General features: G+C 71.6%; 12 protein-coding genes and 1 pseudogene. 8 read left to right on the forward strand and 5 right to left on the reverse strand.

The annotated features are described in order from the left end of the window. Nucleotides 1-17: 17 nt before the first annotated feature. Nucleotides 18-1,106, reverse strand: a complete 1,089-nt coding sequence (locus N8I87_RS03610) for an NADH-quinone oxidoreductase subunit B family protein (protein WP_263205350.1) — start codon at nucleotides 1,104-1,106, stop codon at nucleotides 18-20. A 70-nt stretch (nucleotides 1,107-1,176) separates the two neighbouring features. Continuing rightward, the gene (locus N8I87_RS03615; protein ID WP_263216292.1) at nucleotides 1,177-2,961 is read right to left on the reverse strand and encodes an enoyl-CoA hydratase-related protein; all 1,785 of its coding nucleotides are present in this window, start codon (nucleotides 2,959-2,961) and stop codon (nucleotides 1,177-1,179) included. 343 nt (nucleotides 2,962-3,304) lie between these two features. Between N8I87_RS03615 and N8I87_RS03620 the strand changes: the two genes are divergently transcribed. From N8I87_RS03620 to N8I87_RS03630, 3 genes and pseudogenes are all read left to right on the forward strand, one after another. Beyond that, nucleotides 3,305-4,630 carry an ATP-binding protein gene (locus N8I87_RS03620; protein ID WP_263205352.1) on the forward strand — a complete coding sequence of 442 codons (1,326 nt, stop codon included), beginning with the start codon at nucleotides 3,305-3,307 and terminating at the stop codon, nucleotides 4,628-4,630. A 7-nt stretch (nucleotides 4,631-4,637) separates the two neighbouring features. Beyond that, nucleotides 4,638-5,123, forward strand: a pseudogene (locus tag N8I87_RS03625) (cytochrome P450 family protein); the annotation flags it as partial. Beyond that, nucleotides 5,120-6,352, forward strand: a complete 1,233-nt coding sequence (locus tag N8I87_RS03630) for a cytochrome P450 family protein (RefSeq protein WP_263205354.1) — start codon at nucleotides 5,120-5,122, stop codon at nucleotides 6,350-6,352. The pseudogene N8I87_RS03625 and the gene N8I87_RS03630, both read left to right, overlap by 4 nt. A 150-nt stretch (nucleotides 6,353-6,502) precedes the next feature. On the opposite strand, the gene N8I87_RS03635 is transcribed toward N8I87_RS03630, so the two are convergent. Beyond that, entirely contained in the window at nucleotides 6,503-8,008 is a 1,506-nt protein-coding gene (locus N8I87_RS03635) for a helix-turn-helix domain-containing protein (protein WP_411577192.1), read from the reverse strand. Between the two features lie 339 nt (nucleotides 8,009-8,347). Here N8I87_RS03635 and N8I87_RS03640 point away from each other — a divergent pair, with 339 nt between their 5' ends. The 3 genes from N8I87_RS03640 to N8I87_RS03650 all read left to right on the forward strand — a co-directional run bounded on the left by N8I87_RS03640 (nucleotide 8,348) and on the right by N8I87_RS03650 (nucleotide 11,195). Further along, the gene (locus N8I87_RS03640; RefSeq protein ID WP_263205359.1) at nucleotides 8,348-8,968 is read left to right on the forward strand and encodes an L-threonylcarbamoyladenylate synthase; all 621 of its coding nucleotides are present in this window, start codon (nucleotides 8,348-8,350) and stop codon (nucleotides 8,966-8,968) included. 121 nt (nucleotides 8,969-9,089) lie between these two features. Next, a complete protein-coding gene (locus N8I87_RS03645) occupies nucleotides 9,090-9,845 on the forward strand; it encodes a dienelactone hydrolase family protein (RefSeq protein WP_263205362.1) in 756 nt (251 codons plus the stop codon). A gap of 150 nt (nucleotides 9,846-9,995) precedes the next feature. Next, nucleotides 9,996-11,195, forward strand: a complete 1,200-nt coding sequence (locus N8I87_RS03650) for a glycoside hydrolase family 64 protein (protein WP_263205364.1) — start codon at nucleotides 9,996-9,998, stop codon at nucleotides 11,193-11,195. A gap of 58 nt (nucleotides 11,196-11,253) precedes the next feature. Here the strand turns inward: N8I87_RS03650 and N8I87_RS03655 are convergent, their stop codons facing one another. Further along, nucleotides 11,254-13,647, reverse strand: a complete 2,394-nt coding sequence (locus N8I87_RS03655) for a M4 family metallopeptidase (protein ID WP_263205366.1) — start codon at nucleotides 13,645-13,647, stop codon at nucleotides 11,254-11,256. 323 nt (nucleotides 13,648-13,970) lie between these two features. On the opposite strand from N8I87_RS03655, the gene N8I87_RS03660 reads away from it, so the two are divergent. Together N8I87_RS03660 and N8I87_RS03665 are read left to right on the forward strand one after the other, a co-directional pair. Next, nucleotides 13,971-15,539 (forward strand): metallophosphoesterase family protein, encoded by a 1,569-nt coding sequence (locus N8I87_RS03660; protein WP_263205369.1) that lies wholly within the window; start codon nucleotides 13,971-13,973, stop codon nucleotides 15,537-15,539. A gap of 86 nt (nucleotides 15,540-15,625) precedes the next feature. Further along, complete coding sequence (locus tag N8I87_RS03665) at nucleotides 15,626-16,060, forward strand: cupin domain-containing protein (protein ID WP_263205370.1); 435 nt, start codon at nucleotides 15,626-15,628, stop codon at nucleotides 16,058-16,060. On the opposite strand, the gene N8I87_RS03670 is transcribed toward N8I87_RS03665, so the two are convergent. Continuing rightward, on the reverse strand, nucleotides 16,061-18,400 hold the full coding sequence (locus N8I87_RS03670) for an ATP-binding SpoIIE family protein phosphatase (RefSeq protein ID WP_263205372.1): 2,340 nt from the start codon (nucleotides 18,398-18,400) through the stop codon (nucleotides 16,061-16,063). Nucleotides 18,401-18,438: the final 38 nt, after the last annotated feature.

The following is an 18,438-nucleotide window of genomic DNA, read 5'->3' on the forward strand; positions in this document are numbered from 1 at the left end:
TCAGGCGCGCCGCGGGTTCACCACGGACGCCGGTATCCGGTGGTGAGCTTGCGGCCCTTGTGGCGCCACTTCGGCTCTTTGTCGACGGTGTGGAGCGTGACGGAGCGCAGCCTGCGGATCACGGCTCCGTAGGCTCCGCTCGCCGTGGTGGAGAAGGTCGCGCCGGGGGGCTGGTCCATGAAGGGCATGAACTTGTCGGGGAAGCCGGGCATGGTGCAGGCGATGCAGATGCCGCCGACGTTCGGGCAGCCGCCGATGCCGTTCATCCATCCCCGTTTGGGCACGTTGCACTTGACGACCGGGCCCCAGCAGCCGAGCTTGACCAGGCACTTGGGCGAGTCGTACGTCGAGGCGAAGTCGCCCTGTTCGTAGTAGCCGGCGCGGTCGCAGCCCTCGTGCACGGTGGCGCCGAACAGCCAGGACGGACGGAGCTTGTCGTCCAGTGGGATCATCGGGGCGGAGCCGGCCGCCTGGTAGAGCAGATAAGTGAGCGTCTCGGCGAAGTTGTCGGGCTGGATCGGGCAGCCCGGGACGCACACGATGGGGATGCCGGCCTTGGACTTCCAGTCCCAGCCGAGGTAGTCGGGCACGCCCATGGCACCGGTCGGGTTGCCCTCCATGGCGTGGATGCCGCCGTACGTGGCGCAGGTGCCGATCGCGACGACGGCCAGGGCCTTGGGCGCGAGGCGGTCGATCCACTCGCTGGTGGTGATGGGCTGGCCGGTGGCCGGGTCGTCGCCGAAGCCGCACCAGTAGCCCTCGGGCTTGATGGCCTCGTTCGGTACGGACCCCTCGACGACCAGCACGAAGGGGTCGATCTCGCCGCGCTCACCCTTGAAGAACCACTCGATGAACGTGTCGGCACCGCCGACCGGCCCGCATTCGAAGTCGATCAGGGGCCAGTGGACCTCGATCTTCGGCAGTCCGGGCAGCACACCGAGAGCGATCTGCTCGATGCTCGGCTGCATCGCGGCCGTCAGCGCGACCGAGTCGCCGTCGCAGCTCAGTCCGGCGTTGATCCAGAGGATGTGGATCGTGGGCGTCTCGTCGGCGGGCGCGCCCGCGGTGTGCGTGGTGCCGGCCGTGTCGGGCGTCGCCGGTGTCATGGGACCGCCTCCTCGGGGAGGTAAAGGACGAAGGCATGCTTTTCGGCTGATGGATTCCTTGTATTTCTTGCTACCAGTGGTCCGGTGGCGATGAGACGCGGACGACGTCCGTTCCAGTGACGCCGGCGGCGTCCGTCGCAGTGATGCCGGCCCCGGACGGGTCCGGTCCCGCGGCTGCCCGGGCGGGGCCTGCGGCGAGGTGCGACGGTGTGCCCGCGGGCCGCTCCTTGCGGACGAACGCGCGGCGCAGCGCGTGGTACGGGGCGCCCGGGTCGTCGAAGGTCCGGCGCATGCGGGCCAGCTCCCGCTCCCGGAACGCGGCGAGGGGTTCGGTGCTCTCCTGGCGGTCGAGCGACTCCTTCTTCGCGGCGATGCGGGACGGTGTGCCCGGCAGCACGGCCAGCCGGACGGCCAGAGCACCCACTTCGGCGGCGAAGTCCCCGGGCCCGCAGTCGATCACCCGGTCGACGAGACCCAGGCTCGCGGCGCTCGCGGCGCTCATCGGCAGGGCCTCGCGCATGAGCCGGCCGGCCGTGGCGGGGCCGACCCTGCGGGGCAGCGTGTACGTCCAGTACTCGGAGCCGTACAGGCCCATCAGCCGGTAGTGCGGGTTCAGTACCGCCCCGGCCCGGCACCACACCTCGTCGGCCGCCAGGGCGAGCATCACGCCGCCGGCCGCGGCGTTGCCCCCGACGGCGCAGACGACGAGCCGGTCGGTGGTCGTCAGGACCGCCTCGACCAGGTCGTCGATGGCGTTGATGTTCGCCCAGGACTCCGCGGCGGGGTCGGCGGCGGCCTCGATGACGCCCAGGTGGATGCCGTTGGAGAAGAAGTCCCGCTGCCCGCCCAGTACCAGCACGGCCGTCGGGCGTGCGCACGCCTCGCGGTACGCGGCGAGCAGGCGCCGGCATCGCGCGGTGCTCATGGCACCGCCGGGGAACGAGAACGACAGGAAACCGACGTTCCCCTCCTCCCGGTAGCGGATGTCCGCCCAGTTCTTCCCGGCCAGGGCCGGTGACGTGGACAGCTCCGGCAGGGGCGGCAGTCGGTCACCGAGGGCCGTCACCGCCGACTGCTTGAACGTGGGCGGCCGGCCCCCGACGCGTCGGCGCCGCAGCTCCGGGATCCAGACGGCGCCGTCCCTCGTGGCCCGGCAGATCGCTCCCGCCCGGGTGGCCAGCAGCGCTCCCGGGGCGCCGTGGAGTCCGGCCTCGGGGTGGCCGCCGTGCAGATACCACTCGTCGCCGAGCAGGACGTCGAGCACGCCGGGCTGCGAGTCCGCGGCGCGGAGCTTGCGGACGACGGTCTCGGTGGAGTCCGCCGCCCAGTCGATCCGGCGCACGCTCTGGTCGAGGTACGGGCGGGTGTACCCGGCGTCCTGGCGCAGCGGGGTGTGCCCCCCGTCGGCGAAACGGTCCACGGCGAGCAGCACGGCCGACAGCGCGGCGTCGGCGATCTCGCCCCGGTACAGGTCGCTCTTGGACACCGGCGGGACCGGGCAGCGCACGGACGCCCACACGGCGCCGGCGTCCATCTCCTCCTCCGCCTGAAGAACCGTCACTCCCCAGTGCTGGACGCCCTCCTGGACGGCCCAGTCGAGCGAGGACGGGCCCCGGTCCCCGACCGGCCCCGGGTGGACGATGAAGCAGGGCCGGGCGGACCACACCTCGCGGGGGATCGCCGTCTTCAGCATCGGGGCCAGGACCAGTTGGGGGGCGTGCCGCTCGACGGCCCGCGCGAGCGAACGGCCCGGCAGGGCGAGCTCCACCGCGACCGTGTGGCCGCGGTCGCGCAGCTCGGCGTGGACGCGCTGGGTGAGGCTGTTGAAGGCGCTGGCCACGAGCAGGATGTGCACGGCGTACTCCCGGCGGACGACGCACCGGGCAGTGGTGCCCGGCCGAATGCGATGCTGCGTCACGGGCCGTCCGCGCAGCGGCCGACAAGCGGCGGGGTCACCCGAAAGCGGCGCGCACGCCGCCACCCGGCCGTGTGAACATGGCAATTCAGACAGTCCGTACAGAAGCGAACAGATTCAGGGCTGATTCGAAGAGAGTTCTCGCCCAACCGTGCGAGTTCGGTCGATGACAGTGTGTACTGTGCTGCGAGCGCCTTCAGTGAGCGCCACGGACTCCCCCCTGCCCGCCTTCCCGCACAGCCCCCTGCCCTGTTTCCTGCCCGACTTCCTTGGAACCCTTTCGATGATGGAATTACCGGACCTGGTGGCCGGCGGTCTCGCCGTCGGCACGCTGTCCGCGGTCGCGCTCGGCGGCGGTCTGCTCCGGTCCCGGCGTCAACGAGCCGCGCTCCGCGCCCAGTTGACCGAGATACGGGCCCGTCTGGACAGCGCCCAGCAGGCGTTCACCGCCGAGGTCGAGCACCTCGCCGCGCGGCGCGTCCCGGCCGCCGCCCAGCAACTGGCGCACCCCCATGTCGTCGTGCCCGGCCCGGCAGGGCAGCAGACGGCCGGTACGCCCGCGGGGATCGCGCTCGAGCACACGCTCACCGCGGTGCGGGCCGAGCTGACGGCGCAGCGCACCCGGATCGACGCGGCCGCCCAGGCGGGCCTGCGCGGTGCCACCCGGGAGATCCAGGCGGCCCTGTACCGGCTGCAGGACGCCCTGCGCGGCCTCCAACAGAGGTACGACGAGCCCGAGTTGACGCAGACGCTGTTCGCGCTTGACCACGAGAACGAGCAGTCGCTGCGCCGGGCGCAGGTCGCCGCGGTGGTGTGCGGGGCCTGGGTGGGACTCGCCCGTGAGGAGTCCCATCTGGTGGACGCGGTGACGGGCGCTCAGGCCCGGCTCGCAGGCTACCACCGGGTCCGCGTCCACAACCATCTGGAGCCGGGCACCGCCCTGGTGTCGCACGCGGTCGAGCCGGTCGCCATCATCGTCGCCGAGCTCCTGGACAACGCGCTGCGGCACTCCGCGTCGGAGACCGACGTCGTGGTCGACCTGGAACACGTCCACCACGGGGTGTGCGTCACCGTCGACGACGCGGGCCTGGGCATGACGCACGACGAACGGGCCCGCGCCCAGCGGATAGTGGCCGGCACCGACCCCATCCTGCTCACCGACCTCGGTGACCCGCCCCGCATGGGGCTGGCCGCGATCGGGCAGCTGACCCGCCAGTTCGACCTGGGCGTCGATGTCTCCTCCCCCTCACCGTACGGCGGTGTGCGCGCGGTGCTGCGCGTGGAGAGCCATCTGCTCAGTCACATCGACCCGGTCGAGCAGCCGCCGGCGGCCAGCGCCCCGCGCTCGACGCGCAGGAGCACCGCGCCCGAGGCCTCGGCGGCGCCGGCGCGGGCAGAGGCCGTACGGGACCGAGCGTCCGCCGCGCCGAGCCGCGACGCCGCCCACGGGTACGGCACCGATCACCAGGACCCCGCCCCGGCACCGGGTCACCAGGGGCCGCGGGACGCGGGCACTCTTCCGCAGCGGCGGCGCCGTACCCGGGCCGCGGCTCCCGCCGCACCCGCGCCGCGCAGTCCGGCCCGCCGCCCGTTCGCGGTCGGCTCGTAGCCGACGCCGAGCGCTGTCCAGGATCCTCGGCAACCCGCTCTACTACTCCACGCTCACCAGCGGCGCCCGCCCGGTGATGGATGCGGTGACCGAGGTGCTGCACCACGAGACCCCACTGGCCAACTACGGCATCTACTACGCCCGCACACCCGTGTCGTTCCACGGGACGTGGGTCAGGGCCGCGGTGCCCGTGGTGGTCTCCTTCGGAGCCGTCGGACTGTTCGCCGAGCAGCGGGCGACCGGAGGCCGGCACCCGGCGGACGCCTCGCACCTGTCCTGGGGCGCGGGCCCGCACGCCTGCCCGGTCAGACATCACACGCTGCTCATCGTGACCGAGGCGATCGAGCAGCTCACCCAGTGGCTGCCCGATCTGGAACCCGTCGTGCCCCGGGACCGCCTCGACTGGCGGCCCGGCCCCTTCCACCGCTCGCTGACATCCCTGCCCGTGCGGTTCAGCCCCCGCTCCCCCGACCAGCCAGGAGAGTTGCCGTGACCGTGACCGACCGCATCGCCATCGACCCGTTCGGCGCCGACATCCCCGCCGAGAGCGCCCGGCTGCGCGCGCTCGGCCCGATCGTGCCCGTCGAACTGCCCGGCGGCATCCCCGCCTGGGCCCCCACCGGCTACGACGTCCTCAAGGAACTGATCCTCGATCCCCAGGTCAGCAAGGATCCCCGGCTGCACTGGCGGCTGTTTCCCGAGATCGGCGCGAACCCCTCCTGGGCCTGGATCCTGGGCTGGGTCGGCGTGGTCAACATGCTCTCCACGTACGGCCCCGACCACACCCGGCTGCGCAAGCTGGTGGCGCCGAGCTTCACCGTGCGGCGCACCGAGGCGATGCGGCCGCGGGTGGAGGCCATCACCGCGGAGCTGCTGGAAGCCCTGGAGGCCGCGGGCGCCGACGGCGAGACGGTCGATGTACGCGAGGCGCTCGCTCATCCGCTGCCGATGCGGCTGATCTGTGAACTGTTCGGTGTGCCCGAGGAGATGCGGGAGGACACCGCCGAGCTCATCGCGGCGATCATGGACACCTCGGACCCGAGCCCGGAGCACGCCACGTGGGTGCAGGAGCGGATCGGCGCGGTGCTGGGCGGGCTGATCGCGTACAAGGTCGAGCAGCCGGGCGACGACATGACCACGGAGCTGATCCGGGTCCGGGACGAGGACGGCGACCGGCTCAGCGACGAGGAGCTGCTCTACACGCTGCTGCTGGTGATCGGCGCCGGTTTCGAGACCACGGTCAACCTCATCGGCAACGCGGTCGTCGCCCTGCTGCGCGACCCCGGGCAGCTGGCGGCCGTCCGCTCCGGTGCCGTCTCCTGGGACGCCGTGATCGACGAGACGCTGCGGTTGCACCCCTCCATCGCCTCGCTCCCGCTGCGCTTCGCGGTCGGCGACCTGAAGGTCGGGGACGTCACGGTTCCGGCCGGGGACGCGATCATCACGACGTACGCCGCCGCCGGACTGGATCCCGAGCACTACGGGCCCGAGGCCGGTGTCTTCGACGCCTCGCGGGCGGCCGACGACCATCTCTCCTTCGGCATCGGCGTGCACCGCTGCATCGGCGCGCCGCTCGCCCGGGTGGAGGCGCTGACCGCGCTGCCCGCGCTGTTCGGCCGGTTCCCGGATCTGCGGCTGGCCGCCACGGACGACGAGCTGCGGCAGGTGCGGTCCTTCATCGCCTTCGGCTGGCGGGAGATTCCGGTCCGGCTGCGGGGCTGAAGGTGAGGAGGGGCGCGACCGGTCCCCCGTTCCGGTCGTGCCCCCGCGGCATGTGAACTTAACGGCAGGTGGAGCCGTTGGGTATCGCGGCGGTGCCCGTTTCGGGGTACGGAGGACTCACCCGTGCACAGGTGCGTCCGAATCACCCGGTTACGTACCGTGGAGTGCGGGTTCGGCGAGGTCACCGACTGCCAGCAGGGCCAGTACGACCTCGTACAGGTCGGTGCCCGCGGCCAGGAGCTGGCGTTCCAGGACGGGTTCGGCGCTGCGGACGTGTTCGCGCACGGTCTGGGCGTGGACGCCCAGGTCCTGGGCGGCGCGCTCGGCGTTGCCGCCCGCCGCGATCCAGGCGCGCAGCGTGCCGCGCAGGTCCCGTCCGTCCCGGGTGAGCCGCCCGAGGAGCTCTTGGGCCCAGGTGCGCAGCACGGTCCCGGCGAGCAGGTCGCCGATCGGGACGGCGACCGGCCGCGGGTCCGCGCCGTACGCGGCGCTCTCCGCGCAGCCGGCCTGGGTGTTCAGGGCGAGGTGGACGACGGCGCGGACGGTGAGATCGGAGAAGTCGGTGTCCAGCAGGCCTTCGACCCGGTCCATGCGGGCGCGCACGGTGTTGCGGCTCACGCCGAGCACCTTGGCCGCGCTCACCGCGGTGAACTCCAGGCCCAGCCGGGTGGTGGCCAGCAGTTCGGCGCGGGTGTGGTGGGGCAGGGTGTCGAGGGGGCGCAGCAGATCGGCGGACCAGGCGCACAGCGCGGCGAAGTCCATCAGCCGCTCCGGATGGGTCCGTTCGGCGTAGACGGCCGCCTGGTCCGGGTGGAAGTGGGCGACGGCGAGCGCGCTGATGGCCTGGCCGTAGGCGGTGGCGGTCTGGGCGAGGCTCTGCCGGGTGCTGCCGCCGAGGAAGATGCCGGGGCGGCCGCCGACGAACGAGCGCAGCCGCTCCCCCGCCGCGGCCACCGGGCTGACGACGATGACGTGCCCGTCCATGGCGGGACAGCGCACGACCAGTGCCTGACCGCCGGTCACGTCCAGGCACTCGTCGGCGAGGCGGTCCCGTTCCTCGGCGGTCCCCTCGACGACGTACACGCTGGCCGTGTCGGTGTCGAGCAGTCCCGGCCACAGGCCCGCGGCGACCCGGCGGGCGGAGACGGTGTCCTGCACCATCAGCAGCTGCAGGATCGCCAGCCGCAGATCGGCCGCGGCGCGCCGCAGCCGGTGGCCCGCGGCGGTCAGCTCACGGTCCCTGAGCAGCAGTTCGACGACCGCCGCGGTCCGGGTGACGATCTCGGCGGCCTGCCGGTCGAACGGTGCCTCGCGTGCCACGGCCAGCAGGCCCGTGGACGCCGGGCGCGGGCCGGGGTGCCGCACGGCGACCAGGCGCACATGCCGGCCCGCGTCCTCGAGGGACGCGGAGGAGATCCGCCCGGTGACGACGCCGGTGACGAGCGCGTCGTCGAGCGTCATCCGCTCTCCGGCGAGCAGGACGCCGTCGGCGCCCTGGAGGCAGGCCGTGCCCCGCACGGCGTGTGCGAGCCAGCTGACGACCCGGCGCAGGTCGCGCCCGGCGGGGCGGAGATGATCGAGCAGTTCCCCGGCCCACGCGGAATCCGTGTCGTACGGCGTCTGTGAGCGCGGGTCCTCGTCCGCTCTGCCACCCACGGCTGCCCTCTCCTCGTCCATCGCGTTGACCTCGGCATTCGGAGGTGGAGGTTACCCGACGAACGGCCCGGGTCGCGGGGCTCCGGGGCGAGTGGGCCGAGGGCGAAGGGGCTGCTTTGCCGGCGGTCTCGGGGGAGGGACCGCCGACGGAGCCGCGTGGCCCGGGGGCCGGGGGAAGGTCCCCGGGCGGCTTCCGGTTCGGGTTCCCCGGAACCGGCGGGCCACGCAGGGGAGTTCGGGGCAGCACGCGATCGGCCGTGCCCGGCTCGCCGCGGATCGGGCGCGGGTACGGGACCCCGGCTGCGTCGCGGGTGCCCGATGACGGCATAAGCTCGGCGGATGGCGAAGTACTTCGACGTGCACCCCGAGAACCCGCAACCGCGCAGCATCGCCCAGGTCGCCGACGCCGTGCGCGCGGGCGCGCTCATCGCATACCCGACCGACTCCTGCTACGCGCTGGGGTGCCAGCTCGGCAGCCGTGACGGCATCGACCGGATCCGTTCGATCCGCCGGCTCGACGACCGGCACCACTTCACCCTGATGTGCCGCGACTTCGCGCAGCTCGGCCAGTTCGTGCGCGTGGACAACGACGTGTTCCGGGCCGTCAAGGCATCGACCCCGGGCAGTTACACCTTCATCCTCCCGGCGACCAGGGAAGTGCCGCGCAAGCTGCTGCACCCGAAGAAGAAGACCGTCGGCGTGCGCATCCCCGACCACACCGTCACCCAGTCCCTGCTGGCCGAGCTCGGTGAGCCGCTGCTGTCCAGCACGCTGCTGCTGCCCGACGAGGAGGAGCCGATGACGCAGGGGTGGGAGATCAAGGACCGGCTCGACCACGCGGTGGACGCGGTGGTGGACTCCGGGGACTGCGGCACCGAACCGACCACGGTCATCGACTTCTCCAGCGGCGAGGCGGAGATCGTCCGGCGGGGAGCGGGCGACACATCACGCTTCGAGTGACCCGCGAGGGTCAGTGGGCCGGACGTGGGAATGGTGATCTTGCGTGAAACCATGATCGCGTACACGCCGCGTCACGGAGGTCCCCCTCCGAACGACGATTCCTCAGGGAGGCTCTTGCGCCATGACCGCCGTACAGGGAACCGCCGTGGACATCCCGACCGAGGACGGCACCGCCGACGCCTATCTGGCCCACCCCGGCGACGGACGCCCCCGTCCGGCCGTCCTGTTCTACCCGGACGCCTACGGACTGCGCCCGTACCTGAGGTCGATGGCCGACCGGCTCGCCGCGGCCGGCTACACGGTGCTGGTGCCGAACGTCCTCTATCGGCACGGCCGCACACCGGTCGTCGATCTGCCCGAGTTCATCGACCCCGGTGTCGATCCCACCCTCTGGGAGCGGGTCGGCCCCCTGGTGCGGTCGCTGACGCCCGATCGCGTCGAGCGGGACGCGGGCGCCTATCTGCGCCGGCTGGCCGACAGCCCGATGGTCGCAGCCGGCCCGGTCGCCGTGACCGGCTACTGCATGGGCGCCCGGCTGTCCCTGCTGACGGCCGGCACGTACCCGGACCGGGTCGCGGCGGCGGCCGGATTCCACGGCGGGCGGCTCGCCACCGAGACCCCGGACAGCCCGCACCTGGTCGCCGAACACATCACCGCGGAGCTGTACTTCGGCCACGCGGACCATGACCCGTCCCTGCCCGAGGAGCAGATCGAGCGGCTCGAGAACGCGCTCACCGCGGCGGGTGTACGGCATCGCTGCGAGGTCTACCCGGGTGCCCAGCACGGGTACACGATGGCGGACACCCCGGCGTACGACCGCGAGGCCGACGAGCGGCACTGGGCGGCGCTGCTCGACCTGCTGGACCGTACCTTCTGAACCCGGCCGTGGGGTGCCCGCCGTACGACGGGCACCCCACGGACTCCGTCCGACTCATTGACATGCACGCGCACGGGCGCAACCCTGAGAGCGCTCTCAACTGGTCCGGACCAATATCCGTGCCACCCCGACCCCACACGGAGGTGGAGCGTGCTCGCAAGACCCACCCGTCCCGCGCTGCTCTGTACGGCCGCGGCAACCCTGGTCGGCGCGCTGCTCGCGCTGGCCACGCCCGAACCGGCCGGTGCCGCGGTGCCGGACACGATCCCCCTGAAGGTGACCAACAACTCCGGCCGCGGCGAAGCGGTCTACATCTACGATCTCGGCACCCAGCTGTCGACGGGACGGCAGGGCTGGGCGGACGCGAACGGCACGTTCCACGCCTGGCCCGCGGGCGGCAACCCGCCGACGCCCGCGCCCGACGCCTCGATTCCGGGGCCCGCCGCCGGGCAGTCGAAGACGATCCGGATCCCGAAGTTCTCCGGGCGGATCTACTTCTCCTACGGCCGAAAGCTCGACTTCCGGCTCACCACCGGCGGGTTGGTGCAGCCGGCCGTGCAGAATCCGAGCGACCCCAACCGCGACATCCTCTTCAACTGGTCGGAGTACACCCTCAACGACTCCGGGCTGTGGCTCAACAGCACCCAGGTCGACATGTTCTCCGCGCCCTACGCGGTCGGGGTGCAGCGCTCCGACGGGAGCGTGAGCAGTACCGGGCATCTCAAGCCGGGTGGCTACAGCGGGTTCTTCGACGCGCTGCGCGGACAGCCGGGCGGCTGGGCCAACCTGATCCAGACGCGGTCCGACGGGACCGTCCTGCGGGCGCTCTCACCGCTGTACGGAGTGGAGACCGGGGCCCTTCCGGCGAACGTCATGGCGGACTACGTCAACCGGGTCTGGCAGAAGTACGCCACGACGACGCTCACCGTCACGCCGTTCACCGACCAGCCGAACACCAAGTACTACGGGCGGGTGTCGGGGAACGTCATGAACTTCACCGACTCCTCGGGGGCGGTCGTCACCAGTTTCCAGAAGCCGGACGCCGACAGCATCTTCGGCTGCCACAAGCTGCTGGACGCCCCCAACGACGCCGTGCGCGGACCCGTCTCCCGTACGCTGTGCGCCGGTTTCAACCGGTCGACGCTGCTGGTCAACCCCAACCAGCCGGACACCTCGTCGGCGAACTTCTACCAGGACGCGGTGACCAACCACTACGCGCGCAAGATCCACGCGCAGATGGCCGACGGCAAGGCGTACGCCTTCGCCTTCGACGACGTCGGGAACCACGAGTCACTGATCCACGACTCAGGCCCGCGGCAGGCGTATCTGACGCTGGATCCGCTCGGCTGACACGGTGCGGTCCCGCACCCGGAGGGCATCCGGTGTGCGGGACCGCGTCATTGCGCGATCAGCTGGTCGTCAGGGCGGTGTCGTCCACGACGAAGCTGGTCTGGAGCGAGTAGTCCTCGACTCCGTTGAACTTCAGCGTGACCGTCGAGCCCGCCAGCGAGGACAGGTCGAAGGACTTCTGGCTGTAGCCGGAGGCCTTGTTGAGGTTCGAGTAGGTCGCCAGGGTCTTCGAACCTGCGGTCACCGTCAGCTTGTCGTACTGAGTGCTGCCGGTGGTCTCCGCGGTGTCGATGTGCAGGTAGAAGGTCAGGGTCGCCTTGCAGCCCGCGGGGATCGTCACCGACTGGGACAGCGTGTCGGTGTGCGAGGAGCCGTACCCGTCCAGCCAGGCCTTGTAGGAACCGCTGTGGGACGCCTCACCGCTGTCGGTGGTGATGACCCCGCTGGTCGCGGTCCAGCCGGTGCTGCCCGACTCGAAGCCCGGGTTGCTGAGCAACTGGGTCGACGAGCAGCCGCCGCCGGTGGAGCTGACGGTCCAGCCGAAGGTCGCGGTGCCGCTCGCGCCGGTGGAGTCGGTCACCGTGACCGTGGTGCTGGAGCTGCCCGCGGTGGTGGGCGTGCCGGAGATCAGGCCGGTCGAGCTGTTGATCGACAGACCGGCCGGCAGACCGGAGGCACTGTAGGTGAGCGCGCCGCTGTTGGTGCTGCTCGCCTGGATCTGCAGGCTCACCGCGGTGCCGACGGTGGCGGACTGGCTGCCCGGGTTGGTGACCGTCACGCCGTTGCCCGGCGGGGTGACATGGCTGCCGACGTTGATGCCGGCGAACGCGTTGGCCACTCCGGCGTACTGGGTGGAGTTGGCGCCGTAGAGCGCGGTGGCCGCGTTGAGGGACGCCGTGCGGGCGGCGGCGTAGTCGGTGCTCGACGTCATGTACGTCGTCAGCGCCTTGTACCAGATCTGCAGGGCCGCGGCCCGGCCGATGCCGGTGACGGCGACGCCGTCCGAGGTCGGGCTGTTGTAGGTCACGCCGTTGATGACCTTGGTGCCGCTGCCCTCGGAGAGCAGGTAGAACATGTGGTTCGCGGGGCCCGAGGAGTAGTGCACGTCGAGGTTGCCGACACCGGAGTACCAGCTGTCGGCGGAGCCACCGTCCTTGCTGGGCTTGTCCATGTACCGCAGCGGAGAGCCGTCGCCGTTGATGTCGATCTTCTCGCCGATGAGGTAGTCGCCGACGTCGGTGCTGTTGTCGGCGTAGAACTCGACGCCGGTGCCGAAGATATCGGAGGTCGCCTCGTTCAGGCCGCCGGACTCACCGCTGTACTCCAGGCCCGCGGTGTTGGAGGTGACGCCGTGGCTCATCTCGTGGCCGGCCACGTCCAGCGAGGTCAGCGGGTCGGCGTTGCCCGAGCCGTCGCCGTACGTCATGCAGAAGCAGCCGTCGTCCCAGAACGCGTTGACGTACGAGTTGCCGTAGTGGGCGCGCGAGTACGCGGCGACGCCGTCGTTCTTGATGCCGGAGCGGCCGAACGTGTTCTTGTAGAAGTCCCAGGTCTCCTGGGCCCCGTAGGCGGCGTCGGCGCCCGCGGTGGCGGCGTTGGACGTCGTGCCGTTGCCCCAGGTGTCGTTCGTCTGGGAGAACAGCGTGCCGGTGCCGGACGTGCCGTGGTTGAGGTTGTACGTCTTGTGGCCGCCGCGCGAGGCGTCGTTGAGCGTGTACGTCGACCCCGACTGCGTCGTGGTCAGCGTGACCGTGCCGCTGTACTGGGTGTTGCCGACACCGGTCTTGACCGCCTGGTAGCGGTAGAGCTCCTTGCCGCTGGTGGCGTCGGTGATGACGTGCAGCTGGCTGGGCGTGCCGTCGTCCTGGAAGCCGCCGATCACCGTCTCCCAGGCGAGCTTCGGAGTGCCGTTGCCGGCCCAGATCACCTTGCGGGCGCTGTCCGTCGAGGGCTTCTCGGCGTCGAGTGCCTTGGCCGTCTTGAGGGCCTTGGATCCGGCGGCCGCCTTGCTGACGGCCGCGGTGGTGGAGGCGACCTTGATGGCGTGCTTGTTGTTGAACGTGGTGCTGACCGTGCCGGCGGCCAGGGAGGCCGGCGGGGTGTGCACGACGAGGTCGCCACCGAGCACGGGGAGCCCGGCGTAAGTGCGCTCGTAACGGGTGTGCACGGTGCCGTCGTTGTCCTTGACGACGTCCCGGACGACCAGCTTCTCCTTGGCGCCCAGACCGATGGCGCGGGCGGTCGTGGTGGTCTTCTGCTGGGCGCTCTTGACCAGTGCCCGGTGCTGGGCCGGACTGAGCTTGGCCTCGAGTCCGCCCGTGCGCAGCGGGCTGGGGTGGGGGGTGGCGGGCTCGGCGCTCGCCGGGACGGACTGGATGCCGACGGCGAGGAAGGCCGCGGTCGAGACCAGGGCGACTCCGACCGCGGAACGTCTGTGGGGAAGGCGTCTCACTCGAACTCCTCCTGCTGCGGCCGCCGGGTCGCGGCCGGTGACAGACCGGACAGACGGGGTGTGCTGTCCGGGACGAGCTCAGTTGTGCGGGAGCATGGTCCGTGAACAGACCGGGGAGGAACGGTGTGGGGGGCAGCACGGAGGATCCCAGCTTTGACTCGTCCATGTCAGTACTGTGGGTAACATTCAAGGGTTTTCCCTATGACGGCCCTCATGACGGAACTGCGTCGGTGACTCAGGGGCCCCGGCAGTGACACGGTCAACAGCCTTCCGCAGGCGAGCCGTTGGCGGACCTCGCGCCGGGCGTTGCTACCGTTCACGCCGTGTCTGACTCCTCACGCGATACCGCAGAAGGCGCCGGCTGGGGCACCGCCGAACGGGGCGCCTACCAGCAGCTGATGCCGGACCATGTCGAGAAGCTGTCGTGGCTCAGCCCCAAGACGCTGTGGGCCGCCCGCAACGGGGTGGTGGCGTCCTGGTTCTCAGACCCGACGGGCCGTACCCGCAGCCGCTGGGCGGCGCAGCGGACGGCCGCCGGCGCCCCCGCCGACAAGGTGGTCCGGCGCGACGATCCGGACCGCTTCTCCTTCATGGTCATCGGTGACACCGGAGAGGGCACCGACGCCCAGTACGCCGTTGTACCAGGCTTCCTGAAGGTCAGTCAGGGCACGTCGTTCGCGGTGGTCGCGAGCGACGTGATCTATCCGGTCGGCGCCACCGACGACTACGGCACGAAGTTCTTCCGCCCGTACCAGGACTACCCGGCACCGATCTACGCGATACCCGGCAACCACGACTGGTACGAGGACCTCGGCGCGTTCATGCGCGTCTTCTGCGACGACGCCCCGCCGCTGGCCCCCGAGCCCGCGCCCCGCCCGCTCACCCGCGCCTGGTGGCGTGCGCTGCTGTGGCACAGGCCCCGCCCGACGGACGAACAACGCCTCGCCGAGGCAAGGAAGTTGCGCGCGGCCCCAGTCCAACAGGCCGTCCAGCCGGGTCCGTACTGGGCCATCGACGCCGGTCCGGTGCGGATCATAGGCATCGACACCGGACTGCTGGGCACGATCGACGCCGAACAGGGCGCATGGCTCCGCGAGGTCTCACAGGGACCCCGCCCCAAGATCCTCGTCACCGGCTCCCCGCTGTACGTGGACGGCGAGCACCACCCCTGCGCCATCGAGGGCGGCGGCACCGTCGACGACATCGTCCGCGACCCGGCTCACCACTACGTCGCGGCGATAGGCGGCGACATCCACAACTACCAGCGCTATCCGGTCGACGTGGACGGCCGCACCATCCAGTACGTGGTCTCGGGCGGCGGCGGCGCCTTCATGCACGCCACCCACACCATCCCGCGCGTGCAGATCGCGAACGTCAGCGAGGACGACTTCCGCTGCTACCCGCTGCGCGGCGACTCCCTCGCCTTCTACAGCCGACTGTACGGCCGACGGCTGCGCCTGCGCCGCTTGTTCACCCTCACGGAGGCCGAGGCCACGGCCGTCATCGCCGAGCGGCTCGGCATCAGGCCCGGCCGTGCCCCGGGCCCGGGCACGCGCGTCACCCGGCGCACCCGACTGGTCGCGAGCCTCCTGGGAGCCGGCGGCCGCCCCGACCGCACCTCCCGGGTCCGGCTTCCCGTCCGGAAGATCTACACGCGGCTCTTCTCGCCGGGCTCGGCGACGTACAGCCCGCCGTTCTTCAAGTGCTTCCTGCGGCTGGACGTCACCCCGGAGGCGGTCCGGCTGCGCTGTTTCGCCGCGACCGGCAATCGCGCGCAGGAGCTCGACCCGCCGGTCGAGGACGAGATCACCATCCCGCTGGTCCGATCACACGGGCGCGATACCGACCGGAAGTCGCCTACCGGCAACTCGGCTCCTGAACACACGGATTGACTTGTTCCGCCCCCAACTTCCCTACCGGGCCTTTATGTTCACGGCGGTGCTCGATCGTTGCCCGTCGTCTCAGGAGGCTGCTCGTCATGCGCAACGCGCTCCGTACCGCCCTCACCGCGGTCGTGGCCGCCGGAACCCTGTTCACCTGTGGTACCGCACAGGCCACCCCGGCCGGACCGGGGGTCACCGCCCGGCTGATCAGCCAGGCCACCGTCGGCAACACCGACTACATCCTGCGGGAGATCACGATCCCGGCCGGGCAGGCCACCGGATGGCACTACCACGACGGGCCGTTGTACGGCTGGGTCAAGCAGGGCACCCTCAGCCACTTCGACTCGACCTGCGCCCAGGACGGCCTGTATCCGGCGGGCAGTGCCATCCGGGAGCCGGCCGGGCCGGGGAACGTGCACATCGGCCGCAACCTCGGTGACACCCCGGTCGTGCTCGATGTGCTGTACGTCCTGCCGCACGGCGCGCCGTTCTCCGAGGACGCCCCGAACCCCGGCTGCTCCTTCGAGTGATCACGTCTCGGGCAGCGGCTGTTCGGCCCAGATCGTCTTGCCGCTGCCCGTCTGCCGGCTGCCCCAGCGCTGGGTGAGCTGGGCGACGAGCAGCAGACCGCGGCCTCCTTCGTCGAAGGCGTGCGCCCGGCGCAGATGCGGCGAGGTGGAACTGCCGTCGGAGACCTCGCAGATGAGCGCCCGGTCGCGGATCAGCCGCAGCTGGATGGGCGGTACGCCGTAGCGGATGGCGTTGGTGACCAGTTCGCTGACGACGAGTTCGGTGATAAAGGCGGCCTCGTCCAGCCCCCAGACGGCCAGTTGCTCGATGGCCTCCTGGCGGGTGGTGGCCACGTGCGCGGGATCGTGCGGCACGTCCCAGGTGGCCACCCGGTCCGCGCCGAGGGCCCGGGTGCGGGCGAGGAGCAGGGCCACGTCGTCGCCGGGCTGCTCGGGCAGGACGGCCTTCAGCACGTTGTCCCCGAGGGCCTCCAGCGAGTCGGCGGGCGCGGTCAGGGCGCGCAGCATCTCGTGCATCGCCCGGTCGAGGTCACGGTCGCGGTCCTCGACGAGGCCGTCCGTGTAGAGGGCGACGACCGCTCCCTCGGGCAGTTCCAGTTCCGTGGCCTCGAACGGCAGGCCGCCCACGCCGAGCGGTGGTCCGGCCGTCATGTCGACGAGTTCGGCGGTGCCGCCCGGCAGTACGAGGGCCGGGGCCGGGTGGCCGGCGGCGGCCAGGCTGAGCCGGCGCGAGACGGGGTCGTAGACGGCGTACAGACAGGTGGCGCCCAGCTCGGCGACCTCCGCACCGCCGTCCCCGGCCGCGAGGTGCGTGACCAGGTCGTCCAGGTGGGTGAGGAGTTCGTCCGGGGGCAGGTCCACGTCCGCGAGGGTCCGCACGGCCGTCCGCAGCCGCCCCATGGTCGCCGACGACTGGATGCCGTGCCCCACCACGTCACCCACGACCAGGGCGACCCGGCTGCCGGACAGCGGGATCACATCGAACCAGTCGCCGCCGATGCCGGCCAGCGACCCGCACGGCAGATAGCGGTGGGTGACGTCGACCGCCGCCTGGCCGGGCAGTCCCTGCGGCAGCAGGCTGTGCTGCAGGGCCAGCGCGGTGGTCCGCTCCATGGCGAAGCGGCGCGCGTTGTCGATGCAGACGGCGGCGCGGCTGGCCAGTTCCTCGGCGAACACGGCGTCGTCGGCGACATAGTCGTCCGGGTGTTCCCTGCGGACGCACACCGCGACCCCGAGGGTGGTGCCACGGGCCCGCAGCGGCACCGCGATCATGGAGTGGACGCCCAGCCGGTAGGCGCGACCGGTGGGCTCGAGCGCGTTGCGTTCCTCCAGCCACTGGACGAACTCCGGCTCGCCGGCCTGGCCGAGCACGGCCCGGCCCTCGCGCAGCGCCCGCGCCGGCGGCGAGGACGGCTGGTAGACGTTCACATCGCCGAGGTGCACCGCCGCGCCCGGGTTTCCCTCGGTGGTGGAGCCATGGGCGACGCGCCGCAGGAGGACGTCCTCGCCCGCGATCATCGGCAGTTCGTCCGCTCCGAGGACCCAGTCGAGCAGGTCCACGCTGGCGAAGTCGGCGTACCTGGGCACCAGGAGTTCCACGACTTCCTCGGCGGTGCGCACCACGTCCAGGGTGGTGCCGACGGCGGTCGCCGCGTCGTTGAGCAGGGCCAGCCGCCGCCGGGCCCAGTACTGGTCGGTGCTGTCGAACGCGGCCAGTGCCACCGCGGTCAGCTCACCGGCGGAGTCCCTCAGGGGCCACATCTCGATGCTCCAGGCGTGGTCCCGGTGCAGGGTGGGCGCGCCGGTGAAGCTCTCGTAGCGCACCGGTCTGCCCGTCTCCACGACCTGGCGCAGATGGCTCAGGAAGCCCTGGCTGTGCTCGGTGTCCTGCAGGTTCTCCAGGTAGGCCCGGCCGACCAGCGTCTCCTCCCGTACTCCCATCAGCTGGCAGGCCGCGTCGTTGAGCCGCAGATAGCGCTGGCTGGTGTCGAAGACGGACATCGACATGGACGCCTGCTGGAAGACCTGTCCGGCCAGGGTGGGCTCGGTTCCTCCGGGCTGGCCGGCGATGACCACGTGTCCCGTGGGCATGCCGTCCGGTCCGAGCACGGGGCATGTGGTCAGCGTGAGCGCGACGCGGTGGCCGTCCCGATGGCGCAGGGCGACGACTCCGGTGCGCGCGGCGACGGTCTCCGCCGGCACCTCCCCGTCGAGCAGGGCGGCCGCCGGCCGCCCCACGACCTCCTCCGCCGGGTGGCCGGTCAACAGCCGCGCGCCCTCGCTCCACCCCTGCACGATGCCGAGGGCATCGATGATCGCCGCGGCCGCGACATGCTCCATATGCCCCAGGATGATCCCATTGCCTCGGGGCATCAAGC

Source organism: Streptomyces sp. HUAS 15-9 (assembly GCF_025642155.1).
In the GTDB taxonomy this organism is placed as follows: domain Bacteria; phylum Actinomycetota; class Actinomycetes; order Streptomycetales; family Streptomycetaceae; genus Streptomyces.